This is a genomic window from Enterobacter sp. 296B2 (assembly GCF_034106185.1).
Lineage (GTDB): Bacteria > Pseudomonadota > Gammaproteobacteria > Enterobacterales > Enterobacteriaceae > Enterobacter > Enterobacter cloacae_N.
In genome coordinates this window covers 1-19044 of the sequence record NZ_JAWNCA010000043.1, presented here as the reverse complement: position 1 = coordinate 19044, position 19044 = coordinate 1, and the positions used below count along the sequence as shown (strand labels likewise).

At 60.1% G+C, this 19044-nt stretch carries 22 protein-coding genes; 19 read left to right on the top strand and 3 right to left on the bottom strand.

Going from position 1 to position 19044, the window contains the following annotated elements; genetic code table 11:
• Positions 1-179 precede the first annotated feature (179 nt).
• The 16 genes from URZ40_RS21530 to phnP all read left to right on the top strand — a co-directional run bounded on the left by URZ40_RS21530 (position 180) and on the right by phnP (position 11893).
• A complete protein-coding gene (locus URZ40_RS21530; protein WP_028015217.1) occupies positions 180-515 on the top strand; it encodes a zinc ribbon domain-containing protein YjdM in 336 nt (111 codons plus the stop codon).
• An 80-nt stretch (positions 516-595) separates the two neighbouring features.
• Positions 596-1033 (top strand): VOC family metalloprotein YjdN, encoded by a 438-nt coding sequence (gene yjdN / locus URZ40_RS21525; RefSeq protein ID WP_116343881.1) that lies wholly within the window; start codon positions 596-598, stop codon positions 1031-1033.
• Between the two features lie 136 nt (positions 1034-1169).
• Entirely contained in the window at positions 1170-1958 is a 789-nt protein-coding gene (gene phnC, locus URZ40_RS21520) for a phosphonate ABC transporter ATP-binding protein (RefSeq protein WP_320721117.1), read from the top strand.
• 23 nt (positions 1959-1981) lie between these two features.
• Positions 1982-2998, top strand: coding sequence for a phosphonate ABC transporter substrate-binding protein (gene phnD / locus URZ40_RS21515; protein WP_163331073.1), 1017 nt, complete (start codon positions 1982-1984; stop codon positions 2996-2998).
• Positions 2999-3113: 115 nt separating this feature from the next.
• Entirely contained in the window at positions 3114-3893 is a 780-nt protein-coding gene (gene phnE / locus URZ40_RS21510; protein ID WP_116343878.1) for a phosphonate ABC transporter, permease protein PhnE, read from the top strand.
• A 20-nt stretch (positions 3894-3913) separates the two neighbouring features.
• Positions 3914-4639 carry a phosphonate metabolism transcriptional regulator PhnF gene (gene phnF, locus URZ40_RS21505; protein ID WP_163331072.1) on the top strand — a complete coding sequence of 242 codons (726 nt, stop codon included), beginning with the start codon at positions 3914-3916 and terminating at the stop codon, positions 4637-4639.
• Positions 4640-5092: a phosphonate C-P lyase system protein PhnG gene (gene phnG, locus URZ40_RS21500; protein ID WP_316380610.1), complete on the top strand. Its 453-nt coding sequence runs from the start codon at positions 4640-4642 to the stop codon at positions 5090-5092.
• On the top strand, positions 5089-5673 hold the full coding sequence (gene phnH / locus URZ40_RS21495) for a phosphonate C-P lyase system protein PhnH (RefSeq protein ID WP_116343875.1): 585 nt from the start codon (positions 5089-5091) through the stop codon (positions 5671-5673). The genes phnG and phnH overlap by 4 nt, the downstream gene beginning before the upstream one ends.
• On the top strand, positions 5673-6737 hold the full coding sequence (locus URZ40_RS21490) for a carbon-phosphorus lyase complex subunit PhnI (RefSeq protein ID WP_166709819.1): 1065 nt from the start codon (positions 5673-5675) through the stop codon (positions 6735-6737). Before phnH ends, URZ40_RS21490 begins: the two co-directional genes overlap by 1 nt.
• Positions 6730-7575 carry an alpha-D-ribose 1-methylphosphonate 5-phosphate C-P-lyase PhnJ gene (phnJ, locus tag URZ40_RS21485; protein WP_166709817.1) on the top strand — a complete coding sequence of 282 codons (846 nt, stop codon included), beginning with the start codon at positions 6730-6732 and terminating at the stop codon, positions 7573-7575. Before URZ40_RS21490 ends, phnJ begins: the two co-directional genes overlap by 8 nt.
• Positions 7572-8327, top strand: coding sequence for a phosphonate C-P lyase system protein PhnK (gene phnK / locus URZ40_RS21480; RefSeq protein ID WP_320721116.1), 756 nt, complete (start codon positions 7572-7574; stop codon positions 8325-8327). Before phnJ ends, phnK begins: the two co-directional genes overlap by 4 nt.
• A gap of 9 nt (positions 8328-8336) precedes the next feature.
• Positions 8337-9017: a phosphonate C-P lyase system protein PhnL gene (phnL, locus tag URZ40_RS21475; protein ID WP_320721115.1), complete on the top strand. Its 681-nt coding sequence runs from the start codon at positions 8337-8339 to the stop codon at positions 9015-9017.
• Positions 9014-10150 carry an alpha-D-ribose 1-methylphosphonate 5-triphosphate diphosphatase gene (phnM, locus tag URZ40_RS21470; RefSeq protein WP_320721114.1) on the top strand — a complete coding sequence of 379 codons (1137 nt, stop codon included), beginning with the start codon at positions 9014-9016 and terminating at the stop codon, positions 10148-10150. Before phnL ends, phnM begins: the two co-directional genes overlap by 4 nt.
• Positions 10147-10698, top strand: coding sequence for a ribose 1,5-bisphosphokinase (gene phnN, locus URZ40_RS21465; protein WP_192984339.1), 552 nt, complete (start codon positions 10147-10149; stop codon positions 10696-10698). Before phnM ends, phnN begins: the two co-directional genes overlap by 4 nt.
• Entirely contained in the window at positions 10691-11125 is a 435-nt protein-coding gene (phnO, locus tag URZ40_RS21460; RefSeq protein WP_163331067.1) for an aminoalkylphosphonate N-acetyltransferase, read from the top strand. The genes phnN and phnO overlap by 8 nt, the downstream gene beginning before the upstream one ends.
• Positions 11126-11134: 9 nt before the next feature.
• Positions 11135-11893, top strand: a complete 759-nt coding sequence (gene phnP / locus URZ40_RS21455) for a phosphonate metabolism protein PhnP (protein ID WP_116343868.1) — start codon at positions 11135-11137, stop codon at positions 11891-11893.
• A gap of 54 nt (positions 11894-11947) precedes the next feature.
• Here phnP and yjdP read toward each other — a convergent pair whose 3' ends face one another.
• The 3 genes from yjdP to URZ40_RS21440 all read right to left on the bottom strand — a co-directional run bounded on the left by yjdP (position 11948) and on the right by URZ40_RS21440 (position 15371).
• Positions 11948-12271 (bottom strand): DDRRRQL repeat protein YjdP, encoded by a 324-nt coding sequence (yjdP, locus tag URZ40_RS21450; RefSeq protein ID WP_320721113.1) that lies wholly within the window; start codon positions 12269-12271, stop codon positions 11948-11950.
• A gap of 75 nt (positions 12272-12346) precedes the next feature.
• Positions 12347-12973, bottom strand: a complete 627-nt coding sequence (locus URZ40_RS21445; RefSeq protein WP_163331065.1) for a GNAT family N-acetyltransferase — start codon at positions 12971-12973, stop codon at positions 12347-12349.
• Positions 12974-13094: 121 nt separating this feature from the next.
• Positions 13095-15371, bottom strand: a complete 2277-nt coding sequence (locus tag URZ40_RS21440) for an ATP-binding protein (RefSeq protein ID WP_320721112.1) — start codon at positions 15369-15371, stop codon at positions 13095-13097.
• A gap of 125 nt (positions 15372-15496) precedes the next feature.
• On the opposite strand from URZ40_RS21440, the gene URZ40_RS21435 reads away from it, so the two are divergent.
• Genes URZ40_RS21435 through URZ40_RS21425 form a run of 3 tightly spaced genes read left to right on the top strand, consistent with a single transcriptional unit; the run spans position 15497 to position 18981 of the window.
• The gene (locus URZ40_RS21435) at positions 15497-17011 is read left to right on the top strand and encodes a sugar ABC transporter ATP-binding protein (RefSeq protein ID WP_320721111.1); all 1515 of its coding nucleotides are present in this window, start codon (positions 15497-15499) and stop codon (positions 17009-17011) included.
• 2 nt (positions 17012-17013) lie between these two features.
• The gene (locus URZ40_RS21430; protein ID WP_316380616.1) at positions 17014-18009 is read left to right on the top strand and encodes an ABC transporter permease subunit; all 996 of its coding nucleotides are present in this window, start codon (positions 17014-17016) and stop codon (positions 18007-18009) included.
• A 30-nt stretch (positions 18010-18039) separates the two neighbouring features.
• Positions 18040-18981, top strand: a complete 942-nt coding sequence (locus URZ40_RS21425) for an ABC transporter substrate-binding protein (protein WP_045261060.1) — start codon at positions 18040-18042, stop codon at positions 18979-18981.
• Positions 18982-19044 lie beyond the last annotated feature (63 nt).

Sequence of the window (19044 nt, the reverse complement as noted above, 5' to 3'; positions counted from 1 at the left end):
GTTAGCATCGCTTAGCTGACTGACAGTAAGTGTCACTCACAATACATTTTCTGCGTTTTTTAAATTCACAATATCACCGACAAACGTGTGGATTTGCGCTATACTTGCCGCCTTTTTCGGCACTCTGCCGTCATTAAGCTGGCACTTTCCAGCGCGTTAACACTTTTGAGGATACCGATATGCAACTCCCACACTGTCCAAAATGCAATTCTGAATACACCTATGAAGATAATGGCATGTTCATCTGCCCGGAATGCGCACACGAATGGAATGATGCCGAGCCAGCGCAGGATGCTGATGCGCTGGTCGTCAAAGATGCGAACGGCAATCTGCTGGCGGATGGCGACAGCGTCACCGTGGTGAAAGATCTGAAGGTGAAAGGCAGCTCTTCAATGCTGAAGATTGGTACTAAAGTGAAGAATATCCGTCTGGTTGAAGGCGATCATAATATCGACTGCAAAATTGACGGCTTCGGTCCAATGAAACTGAAATCTGAGTTCGTGAAAAAGAACTGATTTACCCGCCCGGTGGCGCTTCGCTTACCGGGCTTTCGGGAACTACACTTAACGGGCTTTTCTTACGTGAGGTAAAGATTATGCCGTTAAGTCCCTACATCTCTTTCGCCGGCAACTGTGCAGAGGCTACCGCCTTCTATCAGCAGGCCGTCGGCGCAGAACTCCTCTATAAAATAACCTTCGGCGAAATGCCAAAAAGCGATAACAGCGAAGAAGGCTGTCCGTCCGGCATGCAGTTTCCGGATTCGGCTATCGCCCACTCCAATGTCCGCATTGCGGGCAGCGATATCATGATGAGCGACGGGCTGCCGCCGGGCAGCAGCGCACAGTACGCGGGCTTCACGCTGGTGCTCGACACGCAGGATGTGTCGGAAGGCAAGCGCTGGTTCGACAACCTCGCCGATGGCGGCAATATCGAAATGGCCTGGCAGGAAACCTTCTGGGCGCACGGCTTCGGTAAGGTCACCGACAAATACGGCGTGCCGTGGATGATTAACGTCGTTAAGCAACAGCACTAATTTTCGGGCGGTGGGCGGTCTGCCTCCGCCTGTCATCAAACTCGCCTCAACTCTTCAAACTCCCGCAACCTGCACTTAACCCAAATGTCATATTGATGCGCCAGCATGAGGCCACATTTATCGTGAGGCCCAGCACATGCAAACTGTTATCCGCGTCGAGAAACTGAGCAAAACCTTCAATCACAACAAGGCGCTGCATGCCGTTGATCTGACCGTCCAGCAGGGCGACATGGTGGCGCTTCTCGGGCCGTCTGGTTCGGGAAAATCCACCCTTTTACGCCACTTAAGCGGCCTCATTACCTGCGATAAAACGCCGGAAAGCCACGTCGAGCTGCTGGGCAACACCGTGCAGCGCGCAGGGCGTCTGGCGAGCGATATTCGAAAAAGCCGCGCCCGGACGGGCTACATCTTCCAGCAGTTCAACCTGGTGAACCGTCTTACGGTGCTGGAGAACGTGCTGATTGGCGCCCTCGGCAGCACCCCGTTCTGGCGCACCTGCCTGCGCTGGTTCTCCCCATCCCAGAAGCAGGAAGCCTTACAGGCGCTGACCCGCGTCGGCATGGCGCACTTCGCCCACCAGCGCGTCTCCACCCTCTCCGGTGGACAACAGCAGCGCGTCGCCATCGCCCGCGCGCTGATGCAGAAAGCGCGAATCATTCTGGCCGACGAGCCTATCGCCTCGCTGGACCCGGAATCGGCGCGCATCGTGATGGAAACCCTGCGCGACATCAACCAGAACGACGGCATTACCGTGGTGGTCACGCTGCATCAGGTGGATTACGCCCTGCGCTACTGCGAGCGCATTGTCGCCCTGCGGCAGGGGCATGTCTTCTTTGATGGCGCGAGCCATCAGTTTGATAACGAACGTTTTGATCATCTCTACCGCAGCGTAAACCGCGTCGAAGAGCGCGCGCAGGCTGCATAACGTCCCCATAACGAGGAATGGAAATGAACTATAAAGCCGTTGCCGCGCTGGCCTTTACCAGCATGTTCAGCATCAGCACCCTGTTAAGCCCGGCGTATGCGGAAGAGCAGGAAAAAGCGCTGAATTTCGGCATTATTTCGACGGAATCACAGCAGAACCTGAAGCCTCAGTGGGAACCGTTCCTGAAAGATATGGAAACCAGGCTGGGGATCAAAGTAAACGCCTTCTTCGCCCCGGACTACGCGGGCATCATCCAGGGAATGCGCTTCAACAAAGTGGACATTGCCTGGTACGGTAACCTCTCGGCGATGGAAGCGGTGGACCGCGCCAACGGCCAGGTCTTTGCCCAGACCGTTGCGGCAGATGGCTCCCCTGGCTACTGGAGCGTGCTGATCGTTAACAAAGACAGCCCGATCAACACCCTCAACGACATGATCGCCAAACGCAAAGAGCTGACTTTTGGTAACGGCGATCCGAACTCCACCTCCGGCTTCCTCGTTCCTGGCTACTACGTCTTCGCGAAAAACAACATCTCCACCAGCGACTTCAAACGCACGGTGAACGCCGGGCACGAAACCAACGCGCTGGCCGTGGCGAACAAGCAGGTGGACGTTGCCACCAACAACACAGAAAACCTCGACAAGCTGAAGACCTCCGCGCCGGACAAGCTGAAAGAGCTGAAGGTCATCTGGAAATCGCCGCTGATCCCTGGCGACCCGATCGTCTGGCGCAAAAATCTCTCCGAAAGCACCAAGGACAAGGTCTACGACTTCTTTATGAACTACGGCAAAACGCCGGAAGAGAAAGCGGTTCTGGAACGTCTGGGCTGGGCGCCGTTCCGCGCGTCGAGCGATCTGCAGCTGGTCCCGATTCGCCAGCTGGCTCTGTTTAAGCAGATGCAGGCCGTGAAGGACAACAAAGGGCTCAAGGACGAGGAGAAGACCAGCAAAGTGTCTGAAATCCAGGCTCAGCTGGAAGACCTCGACCGCCTGACCGCCGCGCTCGGCGCGATGACCAGCGTGAATAAAGCGGTGCAGTAACGCAAGTCCCCTCTCCCTTGAGGGAGAGGGGTAGGGTGAGGGGGAAATGCGCACGCTGATGCCCTCACCCCGGCCCTCTCCCACAGGGAGAGGGAGAACAGATTAAGGAGTCAACATGCAAACCATCACCCTCCCGCCGCCAAAGCGCAGCTGGTTCTCGCTCATCAGCTGGGCCATTCTGCTGGCGGTGCTGGTTATCTCCTGGAAGGGCGCAGAAATGGATCCGCTGCTGCTCTTCAAAGATTCCGGCAACATGGCCACCTTCGCCGCCGACTTCTTCCCGCCGGACTTCAGCCAGTGGCAGGACTACCTCAGCGAAATGGCGGTCACTCTGCAAATCGCCGTCTGGGGTACTGCCCTTGCCGTCATTCTCTCCATTCCGTTTGGCCTGATGAGCGCTGAAAACATCGTGCCGTGGTGGGTCTACCAGCCGATGCGCCGCCTGATGGACGCCTGCCGCGCCATCAATGAAATGGTCTTTGCGATGCTGTTCGTGGTGGCCGTTGGCCTGGGTCCGTTCGCGGGCGTCATGGCGCTGTTCATCCACACCACCGGCGTACTTTCCAAACTACTGTCCGAAGCGGTCGAAGCCATCGAGCCCGGCCCGGTGGAAGGCATCCGCGCAACCGGCGCCAACAAAATCGAAGAGATCCTTTACGGCGTCCTGCCGCAGGTGATGCCGCTGCTGATCTCTTACTCTCTGTACCGCTTTGAGTCCAACGTCCGCTCCGCCACCGTCGTGGGTATGGTGGGCGCAGGCGGGGTTGGCGTCACCCTGTGGGAAGCGATTCGCGGTTTCCAGTTCCAGCAAACCTGCGCCCTGATGGTGCTCATCATCGTCACCGTCAGCCTGCTGGATTTCCTCTCTCAACGTTTGCGTAAGCACTTCATCTGAGAAGCGAGGCTTTGATTTGTATGCACTTATCCAGACATCCGACCAGTTACCCCACCCGCTGGCAGGAGATTGCGGCAAAGCTCGAAGTGGAGCTGCGCACGCACTACCGCTGCGGGGACTACCTGCCCGCCGAGCAGCAGCTTGCCGACCGCTACGAGGTCAATCGCCATACCCTGCGCCGCGCCATTGACCAACTGGTCGAGCGCGGCTGGGTGCAGCGCCGCCAGGGCGTGGGCGTGCTGGTGCTGATGCGCCCGTTCGACTACCCGCTTAACGCCCAGGCGCGCTTTAGCCAGAACCTGCTGGATCAGGGCAGCCACCCGACCAGCGAAAAGCTGCTCTCGGTATTGCGCCCGGCCTCCAGCCACGTGGCGGACGCGCTGGGGATTCAGGAAGGTGATAACGTCATTCACCTGCGCACGCTGCGCCGGGTCAACGGCGTGGCGGTGTGCCAGATTGACCACTACTTCGCGGACCTGGCCCTCTGGCCCGTACTGCAAAACTTTACCAGCGGTTCCCTGCACGACTTTCTTCAGGATGCCACGGGCATCGCCCTCAAGCGCACCCAGACGCGCATAAGCGCCCGCCGCGCGCAGGCAAAAGAGAGCAAGGTGCTCGAAATTCCCAACATGGCCCCGCTGCTCTGCGTACGCACCCTCAACCACCGTGACGGCGAGATCAACGCGACGGAATACTCCGTCAGCCTGACCCGCGCCGACATGATTGAATTCACCATGGAGCACTGAATGCACGTCGATACCTCCACCCGACAGCGCTGGATGCGCGTGCTGGCCCATTGCCAGCCTGCCGCCCTGCGCGAGCGCATGAACGCGCTGGGCCTGGCGCCTGACTACGACACGATCCGCGCGCCGGAAATCGGCCTGGTACAAATCCAGGCGCGGATGGGCGGCACCGGCCAGCGCTTTTTTGCAGGTGACGCCACCCTCACCCGCGCGACGATCCGCCTGAACAGCGGCACGCTGGGCTACAGCTATGTGCTGGGTCGCGATAAGGCGCACGCCGAGCGCTGCGCGGTAATCGACGCCCTTTTGCAGGAACCCCCGCATTTCCAGACGTTAATGGAAACCCTTATTGCCCCGCTGGAAGCCGACCGCGCCGCACGGGTTGCCGCCCGTCAGGCCGAAGTGAACACCAGCCGGGTCGACTTCTTTACGCTCGTTCGCGGAGATAACGCATGACGCTTCAACCTGCTTTTACCCTGGCCGTCCAGGATGCCCAACAAAGTTTTCGTCGCCTGCTGAAGGCCATGAGCGAGCCGGGCGTGATTGTCTCCCTGCACCAGCTCTCCCAGGGCTGGCTGCCGCTGAACCTCGCCTCCACCAGCGTGCTGCTGACGCTGGCGGACAACGATACCCCGGTATGGCTGTCAGGTGCCCTGTCGAACGATATCGCCAGCCAGAACCTGCGTTTTCACACCAGCGCCCCGCTGGTCGATCAGCCCCAGCAGGCGGTTTTTGCCGTGGCCGATGAGCAAATCAGCCATGAACAGCTCAACGCCCTGAGCGAAGGCAGCGCCGTCGCCCCGGAGACCAGCGCCACGCTGATCCTGCAGGTCTCCAGCCTGAGCGGCGGCCGCATGCTGCGCCTGACGGGCGCAGGCATCGCCGACGAGCGCATGGTCGCGCCGCAGCTGCCGGAGTGCATCATTCACGAGCTGACCGAGCGCCCGCACCCGTTCCCGCTGGGCATTGACCTGATCCTGACCTGCGGCGAACGCCTGCTGGCGATCCCGCGAACCACCCACGTGGAGGTGTGCTGATGTACGTAGCCGTCAAAGGGGGCGAAAAGGCCATCGCCGCCGCCCATGCCTTGCAGGAACACAGACGACGGGGCGATGAACGGCTTCCCGAGCTGAGCGTCGCCCAGATTGAACAGCAGCTAAACCTCGCGGTTGACCGGGTGATGACCGAGGGCGGCATCGCCGACCGCGAGCTGGCGGCGCTGGCCCTTAAGCAGGCCAGCGGCGATAACGTGGAAGCCATCTTCCTGCTGCGCGCCTACCGCACTACCCTTGCCAAACTGGCGGTGAGCGAGCCGGTAGACACGGCGGAGATGCGCCTGGAGCGCCGCATTTCTGCCGTTTATAAAGATATCCCCGGCGGCCAGCTGCTTGGCCCTACCTACGATTACACCCATCGCCTGCTGGACTTCACCCTGCTGGCGAACGGCGAAGCCCCAACGCTTAGCACTTCAGACGCCGAACAGGAACCGTCTCCGCACGTCTTTAGCCTGCTGGCAAATCAGGGGCTGGCGAAGGCGGAAGAGGACACGGGAGCCGCGCCGGATGACATTACCCGCACGCCACCGGTTTACCCGTGCTCGCGCTCGTCCCGCCTGCAGCAGCTGATGCGAGGCGACGAAGGCTATCTGCTGGCGCTGGCCTACTCCACCCAGCGCGGCTACGGGCGCAACCACCCGTTTGCGGCGGAGATCCGCAGCGGCTATATCGACGTTGAAATCGTACCGGAAGAGCTGGGTTTTGCAGTGAACGTTGGCGAACTGCTAATGACCGAGTGTGAAATGGTGAACGGTTTCGTCGCGCCAGAGAATGAAGATCCGCACTTTACCCGCGGCTACGGGCTGGTGTTTGGCCTCGGCGAGCGCAAGGCGATGGCGATGGCGCTGGTTGACCGCGCCCTGCAGGCACCGGAGTACGGCGAGCACATCGCCGGCCCGGCGCAGGACGAAGAGTTCGTGCTGGCCCACGCGGATAACGTCGAGGCCGCTGGCTTTGTCTCGCACCTCAAGCTGCCGCACTACGTCGATTTCCAGGCCGAACTGGAACTGCTGAAACGTCTGCAACGGGAGCGCGCCAATGGCTAACTTAAGCGGCTACAACTTTGCCTATCTGGACGAGCAAACCAAACGCATGATCCGCCGCGCCATCTTAAAAGCGGTGGCTATTCCGGGCTATCAGGTGCCGTTCGGCGGCCGCGAAATGCCGATGCCCTACGGCTGGGGCACGGGCGGCATCCAGCTGACCGCCAGCGTGATCGGTGAAGCGGACGTGCTCAAGGTCATCGACCAGGGCGCGGACGACACCACCAACGCGGTGTCGATCCGCAACTTCTTTAAGCGCGTAACGGGCGTCAACACCACCGAAAAAACCGAAGACGCGACGCTGATCCAGACCCGTCACCGCATCCCGGAAACTCCGCTGACGGAAGATCAGATTCTGATTTTCCAGGTGCCGATCCCGGAACCGCTGCGCTTTATCGAGCCGCGCGAAACCGAGACCCGCACCATGCACGCGCTGGAAGAGTACGGGGTAATGCAGGTCAAACTGTATGAGGATATCGCCCGCTTCGGCCATATCGCCACCACCTACGCCTATCCGGTGAAGGTCAACGGGCGCTACGTGATGGACCCGTCACCGATCCCGAAATTCGACAACCCGAAGATGGACATGATGCCCGCCCTGCAGCTCTTTGGTGCCGGACGTGAAAAACGCATCTACGCCGTCCCGCCTTACACCCGCGTGGAAAGTCTCGATTTCGACGATCACCCGTTTACGGTGCAGGAGTGGGACGAGCCGTGCGCCATCTGCGGCTCCAGACACAGCTATCTCGACGAAGTGGTGCTGGACGACACGGGCAAACGAATGTTTGTCTGCTCCGACACCGATTACTGCCGCCAACAGAGCGAGGCGAACGGCCAATGAAACCGCTGCTTTCGGTTAATAACCTCACCCATCTATATGCGCCGGGCAAAGGCTTCAGCGACGTGTCGTTTGAGCTGTGGCCGGGCGAAGTGCTGGGGATCGTCGGCGAGTCCGGCTCCGGCAAAACGACCCTGCTGAAGTCCATCTCCGCGCGCCTGGCGCCGCAACACGGCGAGATCCTGTATCAGGGACGCTCCCTCTACGGCATAAGCGAGGCCGAGCGCCGCCGCCTGCTGCGCACCGAGTGGGGCGTGGTGCACCAGCATCCGATGGACGGCCTGCGCCGTCAGGTCTCTGCCGGGGGCAACATCGGCGAGCGCCTGATGGCCACCGGCGCGCGCCACTACGGCAACATCCGCGCCACGGCGCAGCACTGGCTGGAGGAGGTGGAAATCCCCGCCTCGCGCATCGACGACCTGCCGACGACCTTCTCCGGTGGGATGCAGCAGCGTCTGCAGATTGCCCGCAACCTGGTCACCCATCCGAAGCTGGTGTTTATGGATGAACCCACCGGCGGGCTGGACGTCTCCGTACAGGCGCGCCTGCTCGACCTGCTGCGCGGTCTGGTGGTGGATCTGAACCTTGCGGTGGTGATTGTCACCCACGATTTAGGCGTTGCGCGCCTGCTGGCGGACCGTCTGCTGGTGATGAAGCAGGGCCAGGTGGTGGAAAGTGGGCTGACCGACCGGGTGCTTGACGATCCGCACCATCCGTACACCCAGCTGCTGGTGTCCTCGGTATTACAGAATTAAGAGGTCAACATGATCCACGTACAAAACGTAAGTAAGACCTTTGTGCTCCACCAGCAAAACGGCGTGCGCCTGCCGGTGTTGCAAAACGCCTCGTTAGAGGTGAGTCAGGGTGAATGCGTGGTGCTGCACGGCCACTCCGGCAGCGGTAAATCCACCCTGCTGCGCTCCCTGTACGCCAACTATTTACCGGACGAAGGGCACATCCGCATTCGCCACAATGATGAATGGGTCGATCTGGTGCAGGCCCCGGCGCGCAAGGTGCTGGAAGTGCGCCGCTCGACGATCGGCTGGGTCAGCCAGTTCCTGCGGGTGATCCCGCGGATCTCCGCCCTGGACGTGGTGATGCAGCCCCTGCTGGATCTCGGCGTGCCGCGTGAAACCTGCGCTGCCAGGGCCGCCAGCCTGCTGACGCGCCTCAACGTACCGGAGCGCCTGTGGCACCTCGCCCCGTCGACCTTTTCCGGCGGCGAGCAGCAGCGCGTGAATATCGCGCGCGGGTTTATCGTCGATTATCCGATCTTACTGCTGGATGAACCCACCGCCTCGCTCGACGCTAAAAACAGCGCAGCGGTGATAGCGCTGATCGAACAGGCCAAAGCGCGGGGCGCGGCGATCGTCGGGATCTTCCACGACGACGCCGTACGCACCCGCGTGGCAGACAGACTGCACCCGATGGGGACAAACGCATGATTATCAATAACGTCAGGCTGGTGCTGGAAAATGAGGTCGTTAAGGGTTCGGTTGAAATCCATGAAGGCGTCATCCGCACGTTTGCCGAAACCCAAAGCCGTTCCCCTGAAGCGATGGACGGCGACGGCGGCTGGCTGCTGCCGGGGCTGATTGAGCTGCATACCGATAATCTGGATAAATTCTTCACCCCGCGCCCGAAGGTGGACTGGCCCGCCCATTCGGCGATGAGCAGCCACGACGCGCTGATGGTCGCCAGCGGCATCACCACGGTGCTGGACGCGGTGGCGATCGGAGACGTGCGCGACGGCGGCGATCGCCTGGAGAATCTGGAGAAGATGATCAACGCCGTGGAGGAGACGCAAAAGCGCGGCCTCAACCGCGCCGAGCACCGTCTGCACCTGCGCTGCGAACTGCCGCACCACACCACGCTGCCGCTGTTTGAAAAGCTGGTGGGCCGCGAGCCGGTCTCGCTGGTCTCCCTGATGGACCACTCGCCGGGGCAGCGCCAGTTCGCCAACATTGAAAAGTATCGTGAATACTATCAGGGCAAATACTCGCTCAACGACGCGGAGATGGCGCGCTACGAAGAAGAGCAGCTTCAGCTTGCGGCCCAGTGGTCGCAGCCCAACCGTCTTAAGATTGCCGCGATGTGCCGGGACCGGAATATCGCGCTGGCGAGCCATGACGACGCCACGCGCGAGCACGTGCGCGAATCCCACCAGCTTGGCAGCGTAATAGCCGAATTTCCCACCACGTTCGAAGCAGCTGAGGCGTCGCGCCAGCACGGCATGAACGTGCTGATGGGCGCACCGAACATCGTGCGCGGCGGATCGCACTCCGGCAACGTGGCGGCAAGCAAACTCGCCTCCCTCGGCCTGCTGGACATTCTCTCGTCCGACTACTACCCCGCCAGCCTGCTGGATGCGGCATTCCGGGTGGCGGACGACGAGGGCAACCGCTTTACGCTGCCGCAGGCAATTCGCCTGGTGACCAAAAACCCGGCCACCGCGCTCAATCTTCAGGATCGCGGTGAGATTGCCGAAGGCAAACGGGCAGATCTGGTGCTCGCCCACCGCAGGGGCGAGCACGTTCATATCGACCACGTCTGGCGTCAGGGAAAAAGGGTGTTCTGATGGGAAGACTCATCTGGTTAATGGGGCCGTCCGGCTCCGGGAAAGACAGCCTGCTCTCGGCGCTCCGGCAGCGGGAACATTCACAGCTGCTGGTGGCGCACCGCTACATTACCCGCGCCGCCAACGCCGGAAGCGAGAACCATATCGCCCTGAGCGAGCAGGAGTTTTTTACCCGCGCCGGGCAAAATCTGCTGGCGCTGAGCTGGCACGCCAACGGCTTTTATTACGGCGTGGGTATTGAGATTGACCTCTGGCTGCACGCGGGATTCGACGTGCTGGTTAACGGCTCGCGCGCGCATCTGCCGCAGGCAAAAGCCCGGTACGAAGCGGCGCTGCTGCCGGTCTGCCTGCAGGTTTCCCCGGATATCCTGCGCAGCCGGCTGCAAAGCCGGGGACGGGAAAATGCGCGTGAGATCGACCAGCGGCTGGAACGTGCGGCGCGCTATACCCCGTCGGGCTGTCACATCCTCAATAACGACGGAAGTTTGCTACAGTCAGTCGAGACCTTTTTATCGCTTATCCGCCAGAAGGAGAAACAGCATGCCTGACTGCCAGCTTCGCCCCGCCACCGCCGACGATGCGCAGATTGTCTATGCCCTGATCTGCGAACTGAAGCAGGCAGAGTTCGACCATCAGGCGTTCCACGCCGGATTTCTTGCCAACCTTCAGGATCACAACATGCGCTACCAGCTTGCCGAGCTGGACGGACATGTCGTCGGCATGATCGGCCTGCACATGCAGTTTCACCTCCATCACGCGCGCTGGATCGGCGAGATCCAGGAGCTGGTGGTGATGCCGCAGGCGCGCGGGCTAAAGGTGGGCAGCCAGCTGCTGGCCTGGGCGGAAGAGGTGGCACGGCAGGCCGGCGCGGAGCTGACCGAGCTCTCCACCAGCGTGAAGCGCACTGACGCGCACCGTTTTTACGTTCGTGAAGGATATACGCAGAGCCATTTTCGATTCACCAAACCGCTGTAGAGGTGCGTTATGAGTCTGACCATCACGTTAACGGGAACCGGAAGTGCACAGCTCGTGCCGGTCTTTGGCTGCGACTGCGCGGCGTGTAGACGGGCGCGCCTGCAGGACAACTATCGCCGTCGCCCCTGCAGCGCGGTGGTCAAATTCAACGATGCGGTCACCCTGCTGGATGCGGGTATTCCGCACCTGATGGACGACTGGCCGGCGGGCAGCTTTCAGCAGTTTTTGCTCACGCACTATCATATGGATCACGTCCAGGGGCTGTTCCCCCTGCGCTGGGGCGTGGGCGCAACCATCCCGGTCTACGGCCCGCCGGACGACGCAGGGTGCGACGACCTGTTTAAACATCCCGGAATTCTGGATTTCAGCCACACGGTCGAACCGTTCGTGATGTTTGAGCTACAGGGGCTGCGGGTCACGCCGCTGCCGCTCAACCATTCAAAACTGACCTTCGGGTATCTGCTGGAATCCGCCCACAGCCGCGTGGCGTGGCTTTCTGATACCGCCGGGCTGCCGGATAAAACGGTGACGTTTCTGCTCAACAATCAGCCACAGGCGATAATCATCGACTGCAGTCATGAACCGCGTGACGAGACCCCACGCAACCATTGTGACTTAAACACCGTGGTTGCGCTGAACGAGGTGATTGGCTGCCCGCAGGTGATCCTGACCCACATCAGCCATCAGTTTGACGTGTGGATGATGGATAATCCGCTGCCGGACGGCATTGAAGCGGGATATGACGGAATGGTGCTGGTGCTGGATTAGGTTTTCTCCCTCTCCCGTGGGAGAGAGGGTTGGGGTGAGGGCAACAGGCTGCGCTTATCCTCGATCGTAATCATCCTCTAACCGACGCTCATCTTCTTCTAACCGACGTCTGTCGTCATCCAGCTGGCGCTGATGCTCGTCTAAGCGGCGGCGTCGGTCTTCAAGCTGCCGACGACGGTCGTCGTACTGTCGGCTGTCGATTTGACGGCTACGGTCGTAACGATCGTCGTCATCGTCATTACGGCTGCTGCTGGGGTTATAGGCATCGTTGATCGCCTGCTGAATGTTGCCAATGGCATCATCAATCACATCGGCATGCGCCAGTTGGCTGGTGAGTGACAGCAGACCAAATAACAGAGCGGTAGAGTAACGTTTCATAAGGCCAGACTCGCAGGGGAACTGGCCTTACGGTAATCAACGGCATTGTTCCGGGGTAGCGGAGGAATCTCAAATTCAGTTGTGTCCAGGGCCTTCCATCAGCTGATTCGCACGCTGTTTATTTTCTGCAACCAGTACAATGCCATAACATTTTTGATCCGGCGAATGACTCCAGATTCGATCTTCGGGTATACACCCTCCGTCATAGATAACCTTGCTACCATCATACGGCCAAAATGCTCCCTGCTCGGTATCGAGAACAAATACAGCGATTTGGTCAGACTCGCGGGCAATTTTCTGCCAGAGCATCTTCCCACCCTCATATTGTTCAAAGTCGCTAATAAGCGTCACGCCACACTGTAATACCAAGGCTTCATACAGACGAGTTGCCAGTCCCTTGTCACGCTCGGCGGGATCAACGCATATACCTTCTACCTGAATAACATTGGTATCTTCCCAACAACGCTCGACAGCAATGATACCTTCACCCAAATGCGTTTTACGTTGTAAATCCAGGGCAGCTACAACCCGATGCCGAGGTACACCATCGAAGGTTTCGACATCCGCTTCAATAATCGCAGCTCTTGGCGTCTGGCTATCAAAAATGACATGTAACACTCGCCCGGAGAGTTCGAATTCATCAACGAGCTTGAAAGACCTTGCTACGGTCTTTGGGCTGTAAGTTGTAGGCATCACAATCATTTGTGAGTCCCCTCTTGTAAGTACCGGCATAGTTCCCTTTATATCCCAATCTGCCAAATTTTGCGCAGGTTAGCATCCCCCGGTTTACTCACGCTCTTGATGAATTCCGAAACATCAATGCTTATAAACAGACTTTCCGCAGCGCCTGCGTCAGCTGCGCCCGCGTAAATGGCTTACGCAATAACTGCACGTCCGGCAGCTGCGGGTTGTGCGCCGGGCGCAAATCCTGCCCGCTGATCAGCAGCACCGGAAGCTGCGGATAATGGCTGCGCACATGGTTAATCACCTCAGCCCCGCTCAGGCCTCCGGGCAACATCAGATCGCTGATAAACATGCCAATATCCGGCGACGCCGCCAGCATGCTCAGGGCCTGCTCGCCGTTGTCCGCTTCGAGCGTCAGGTAACCAAGCTGATGCAGCTGTTCGCACAGGGTCTGACGAACGTCCGCCTCATCTTCCAGTACCAGTACAAGCCGCTCGTTATCCACGGACGTTGCGGCAGCCAGCGCTTCATCCTCCGAAACGGCGGGCAGCGTCGAGCGTGGGAGGTGCAGCCGCACGGTCGTTCCCTGCCCCGGCGCGCTTTCGATCTCAACCCGGCCCCCGGACTGGCGCACAAAACCGTAGACCATCGACAGGCCCAGCCCGCTCCCGCTTCCGGTCTGCTTGGTGGTGAAGAACGGTTCAAAAACCCGGGATTTCACCTCCTGCGACATCCCGCTGCCGCGGTCAATCACCTCCAGCGCCACCATATCCTGCCTGCGACCGTCGCTGCGGGTCACGCGCTGGTTCCAGGTACGAATTTTTATCACCCCGCTCTGCCCTTCCATCGCATCCCGGGCATTCATCACCAGGTTGATGATGGCATTTTCCAGCTGGCTGACGTCAATCCACGCGGGCCATGCCGGGGTTTGCGCTTCAATCTCCAGGGTAAGCGTGGCGGGCAAAGAGTGGCGCATCAGCTCCCGGAGGTTTTCCAGCAGGGGCAGCATTTCTACCGCATGCGGCGTCAGGGATTGTTTGCGGGAAAATGCCAGCAGGCGCTGGGTCAGCAGCGCGCCGCGTTCGGCCGCCTTGAGCGCCCGGGAGATGCGCGGCGCGTCGTTTGATTCAGGGTCGGTAAGCTCAAGGCTGCCGATGATCACCGCCAGCAGGTTATTAAAATCATGCGCCAGCCCGCCGGTCAGCTGTCCGACCGCCTTCATTTTCTGGCTGTGCAGCAGCGCCTCTTCCAGCCCCTGACGCTCGATGCGGTCGATCTCCATCTGCGTGGTTTTCTCTTTCAGCAGCCGCGTGGTGTGCTCAAGCGAGGCGGTATTGCGGGCAAAAACGTTAAACGCGCGCGCCAGCTCGCCCAGCTCGTCGCGCCGCTGCAGCGCGGGAACGGAAACATCCTGCTCGCCGTGGGCAAGTCGCGACATCGCCCGGGAGATGGCCGTCAGGTTGGAGGCCAGATTGCGGTAGATATACCAGCAGGCGCACCCGGTAATGATCAGCGCCAGCACGGCGAAGATGCTGATAAACACGCTGATGGATTGCAGCTCGTGATGGCTCTGGGCCGTGCGAAGCCGGGAGGCCTGAGCCACCTGCTCAACGTACTGATTGATATCGCTATTAAGGATCGCCACCAGCGCCTTGATGTGGAACATATACCAGCTGATGGACAGATCGCTCTCTTCCAGCTGCTTCGACAGCGGGGCAAGCTGACGTAACTCGGCGTTAAAATCGGGCAGAACGTCCTTCACGACCGGCTGTATGGCGCTCCGGGGCAGCGTGGCGGTCACAGCGTCCAGTTGCTGAACGGTCGCGCGCGGCGAAGGGGTGTCGATGGCAGCAGCGATCAGCCGATCCATCTCCATCAGCTGCTGCGCATCCGGTACGTTACTGTCATAACGGCGGTTGATGTCCTGAAGATGACGCAAATAGCTCTGGCTTTGATAGAGCGAGCTCAACAGCGCGTTACGTTCAAGGTGCCGCTTTTGCCCGCGCTCCAGCATCCCCGTTACGCTTTGCTGTAGTTCATTGCTCCTGCGAATAATGCGCGCCACCAGCGCCGGCTCCTGCTGCGCCAGCGGGGCATCGGCAAGCTGCTCCAGCGAGCGGCGCAGCGCCGTTTGCATCTGCTTCAGTCGCTCGGCTTCGCCTTTGTACTCCAGCGCCCCCACCACCTGCGAAAGCCGTACCGCCGCCGTTGCGACGTTGGCCGTGTCGCGGGCGAGATTCATGCTACCGGTCATGTCGTCCAGCGTTTGCTGCTGCACCTGTTCCTGGATCTGGCTGGCGTGGCGGAAACCGAGCACCGCTATGCCGCTCACCATCAGCGTAACGGCGACCACCAGCAGATTGAAAATCAGCAGGCGGCCTCGGGCGCTGGCGAAGAACGGGGGGCGTGAAGACATGTTGACTCCGTAACTGTGATCCACATTCGCTATTCATAACTATGACAAATATGAACGGCTTCTGACATTTTGCATTTACGCGCCTGTGATGAAGTGCAGATATCGACATTCACAGGAGGTCCGCCATGAGCAGAACCCCGGTTTTAGAGATGCGCCACATTGCCAAAACCTTTGGCAATTTCCACGCGCTCAAGGGTGTGGATTTGACGGTCTTCCCCGGTGAGATCCACGCGCTGATGGGGGAAAACGGCGCGGGAAAAAGCACGCTGATGAAGATCCTCGCGGGAGCCTATACCGCCACCAGCGGCGAGATCCTGATCGACGGCCAGCCGTTTCACATTAAAGGGCCAAAAGATGCGCTGGCCGCAGGCATCACCCTGATTTACCAGGAGATGCAGCTCGCGCCCAATCTTACCGTGGCCGAAAACATCTTCCTCGGCAGCGAGCTGTCGCGCGGCGGGCTGGTCCAGCGCAGGGAGATGGCCGTCCAGGCGCAGGCGGTGATTGACCGTCTCGGCGCGCAGTTCAGCGCCACAGACCTGGTGATGAAGCTGACCATCGCCGAGCAGCAGCAGGTGGAAATCGCCCGCGCGCTGCACCGCAACAGCCGCATTCTGGTGATGGACGAACCTACCGCCGCCCTCTCCTCCCGCGAAACCCACCGCCTGTTCGAACTGATTTTGCGCCTGCGCGACGAGGGCATGGCGATTATCTATATCAGCCACCGCATGGCGGAAGTGTATGAACTCTCTGACCGCGTGAGCGTTCTGCGCGACGGGCAGTACGTCGGGAGCCTCACGCGCGACAGGCTCAACGCCTCCGAGCTGGTGAAAATGATGGTGGGCCGCCCGCTAAGCGACCTGTTCAACAAAGAGCGTGATATTCCCCTCGGCAGCCCTCGCCTTAACGTGCACCACCTCACCGACGGTAAAAAAGTACAGCCGTGCAGCCTGCAGGTGCGTTCCGGCGAAATCGTCGGGCTGGCGGGGCTGGTTGGGGCCGGACGCTCCGAGCTGGCGCAGCTTATCTTTGGCGTGCGCAAAGCCACCGGCGGCATGATTGAGGTCGACGGCGAGCCGGTGGTGATCCACTCCCCGCGCGCGGCCATCGAAAACGGCATCGGTTTTCTCACCGAGAACCGCAAGGAGCAGGGGCTGTTTCTGGAGCTGGCGGCGCAGGAGAACATCACCATGGCGACGCTGGAGCGCGACGCCACCTTTGGCATGTTGAACCGCAAAAAAGCCCAGTCCATTTCCGACGACGCCATCGCCCTGCTCAACATCCGTGTGCCTCATTCTCAGGTACGCGCGGGCGGGCTTTCGGGCGGCAACCAGCAAAAGCTTCTTATCTCCCGCTGGGTGGCGATTGGCCCGCGCATTCTGATTCTGGACGAGCCGACGCGCGGCGTGGACGTCGGCGCAAAAAGCGAAATCTACCGCATCATGAACCAGATGGCGCGCAAGGGGGTGGCGATTCTGATGATCTCCAGCGAGCTGCCGGAAGTGGTAGGCATGAGCGACCGGGTCTACGTGATGCGGGAAGGCAGCATCGCGGGTGAGCTTCACGGGCACGATATCTCTCAGGAAAACATCATGACGCTGGCAACCGGCGTGAACGACACACATCATCAGGCGGTGTAATTATGACAACTCCTACCCATCCGCAGCAGGTGGCGAAATCCGCCTCCGCTAAAAAAATGCTGATGAGCGATCTGATGCAAACGATCGGGATTTTACCGATTCTGATCCTGATTGTGGCGGTATTTGGCTTTATTGCCCCGAACTTCTTCACCGAGAGTAACCTGCTCAACATCACCCGCCAGGCTTCCATCAACATCGTGCTGGCGGCCGGGATGACCTTCATCATCCTGACCGGCGGGATCGACCTCTCCGTAGGTTCGATTCTCGGCACCACGGCGGTAGCGGCGATGGTGGTCTCGCTAATCCCTGAATTTGCGATGCTCTCTATTCCGGCGGCGCTGATGCTCGGCATGGTGCTGGGATTATTCAACGGCGCGCTGGTAGCCTTTGCCGGGCTGCCGCCGTTTATCGTCACGCTTGGCACCTACACGGCGCTGCGCGGCGCGGCGTACCTGCTGGCCGATGGCACGACGGTGATTAACTCGAACATCAATTTTGAGTGGATAGGCAATAACTACCTTGGCCCCATTCCGTGGCTGGTGGTGATCGCCCTGGCGGTGATTGCGGTGTGCTGGTTCATCCTGCGCCGTACCACGCTCGGCGTTCACATCTACGCGGTGGGCGGCAACATGCAGGCGGCGCGCTTAACGGGCATTAAGGTCTGGCTGGTTCTGCTGTTTGTCTACGGCATGAGCGGCCTGCTCTCCGGGCTTGGCGGCGTCATGAGCGCCTCGCGCCTCTACAGCGCCAACGGCAACCTCGGCACGGGGTACGAGCTGGATGCGATTGCGGCGGTGATCCTCGGCGGTACCAGCTTCGTCGGCGGGATCGGCACGATCACCGGCACGCTGGTGGGCGCGCTGATCATCGCCACCCTCAACAACGGCATGACGCTGATGGGCGTCTCCTACTTCTGGCAGCTGGTGATCAAAGGGGCGGTGATCATCATAGCGGTGCTGATCGACAAATACCGTACCCGACACCATCAAAGTGCATAACAACAATACCCTACAAGCGAGGAAGACAAGATGCGTTTGAAACCCTTAGTGACCGCGCTCTGTGCTGGCGCGCTGCTTGCCGCAACGCCGTTTGCGCAGGCAAAAGATCTGAAGTCCATCGGCGTGACGGTGGGCGACCTGGCTAACCCGTTCTTCGTGCAGATCACCAAAGGTGCCGAGCTGGAAGCGCGCAAGCTGGCGGGGGATAACGTCAAGGTGACGCTGGTTTCCAGCGGTTACGACCTGGGCCAGCAGGTTTCGCAGATCGATAACTTCATCGCTGCGAAGGTGGACATGATCATCCTCAACGCTGCGGATTCCAAAGGGATCGGCCCGGCGGTGAAGCGCGCTAAAGAGGCGGGGATCGTGGTCGTCGCGGTGGACGTGGCGGCGGAAGGGGCCGATGCAACCATCACCTCCGATAACACCCAGGCGGGGGAAATGGCCTGTAAGTACATTACCGACCGCCTGAAAGGCAAAGGCAATGTGGTGATCATCAACGGACCACCGGTCTCTGCGGTGCAAAACCGCGTGGAAGGCTGCCAGACGGAATTCAAAAAACATCCGGATATCAAGGTACTCTCAGATAACCAAAACGCCAAGGGCAGCCGTGAAGGCGGTCTGGAAGTCATGACCTCCCTGCTGGCGGCGAATCCGAAGATCGACGGCGTATTCGCGATTAACGATCCGACCGCGATCGGTGCCGATCTGGCGGCGAAACAGGCCCAGCGCAACGAGTTCTTTATCGTCGGTGTGGACGGTTCGCCGGACGGTGAAGAGGCGCTGAAGCGTGAAAACTCTCTGTTTGTGGCGACCCCGGCGCAGGATCCGCAGGTGATGGCGGCAAAAGCGGTGGAGATCGGCTATGACATTCTACAGGGCAAACCTGCGCCGAAAGCGCCCGTGCTGATCCCGGTGACGATGATCGATAAAAAGAACGTCGGGACCTATAAGGGGTGGACGGTTAAGTAACCCCCTCACCCTGCCCTCTCCCCATAGGGGAGAGGGTGTTCAAGTTCCCTCTCCCCTATGGGG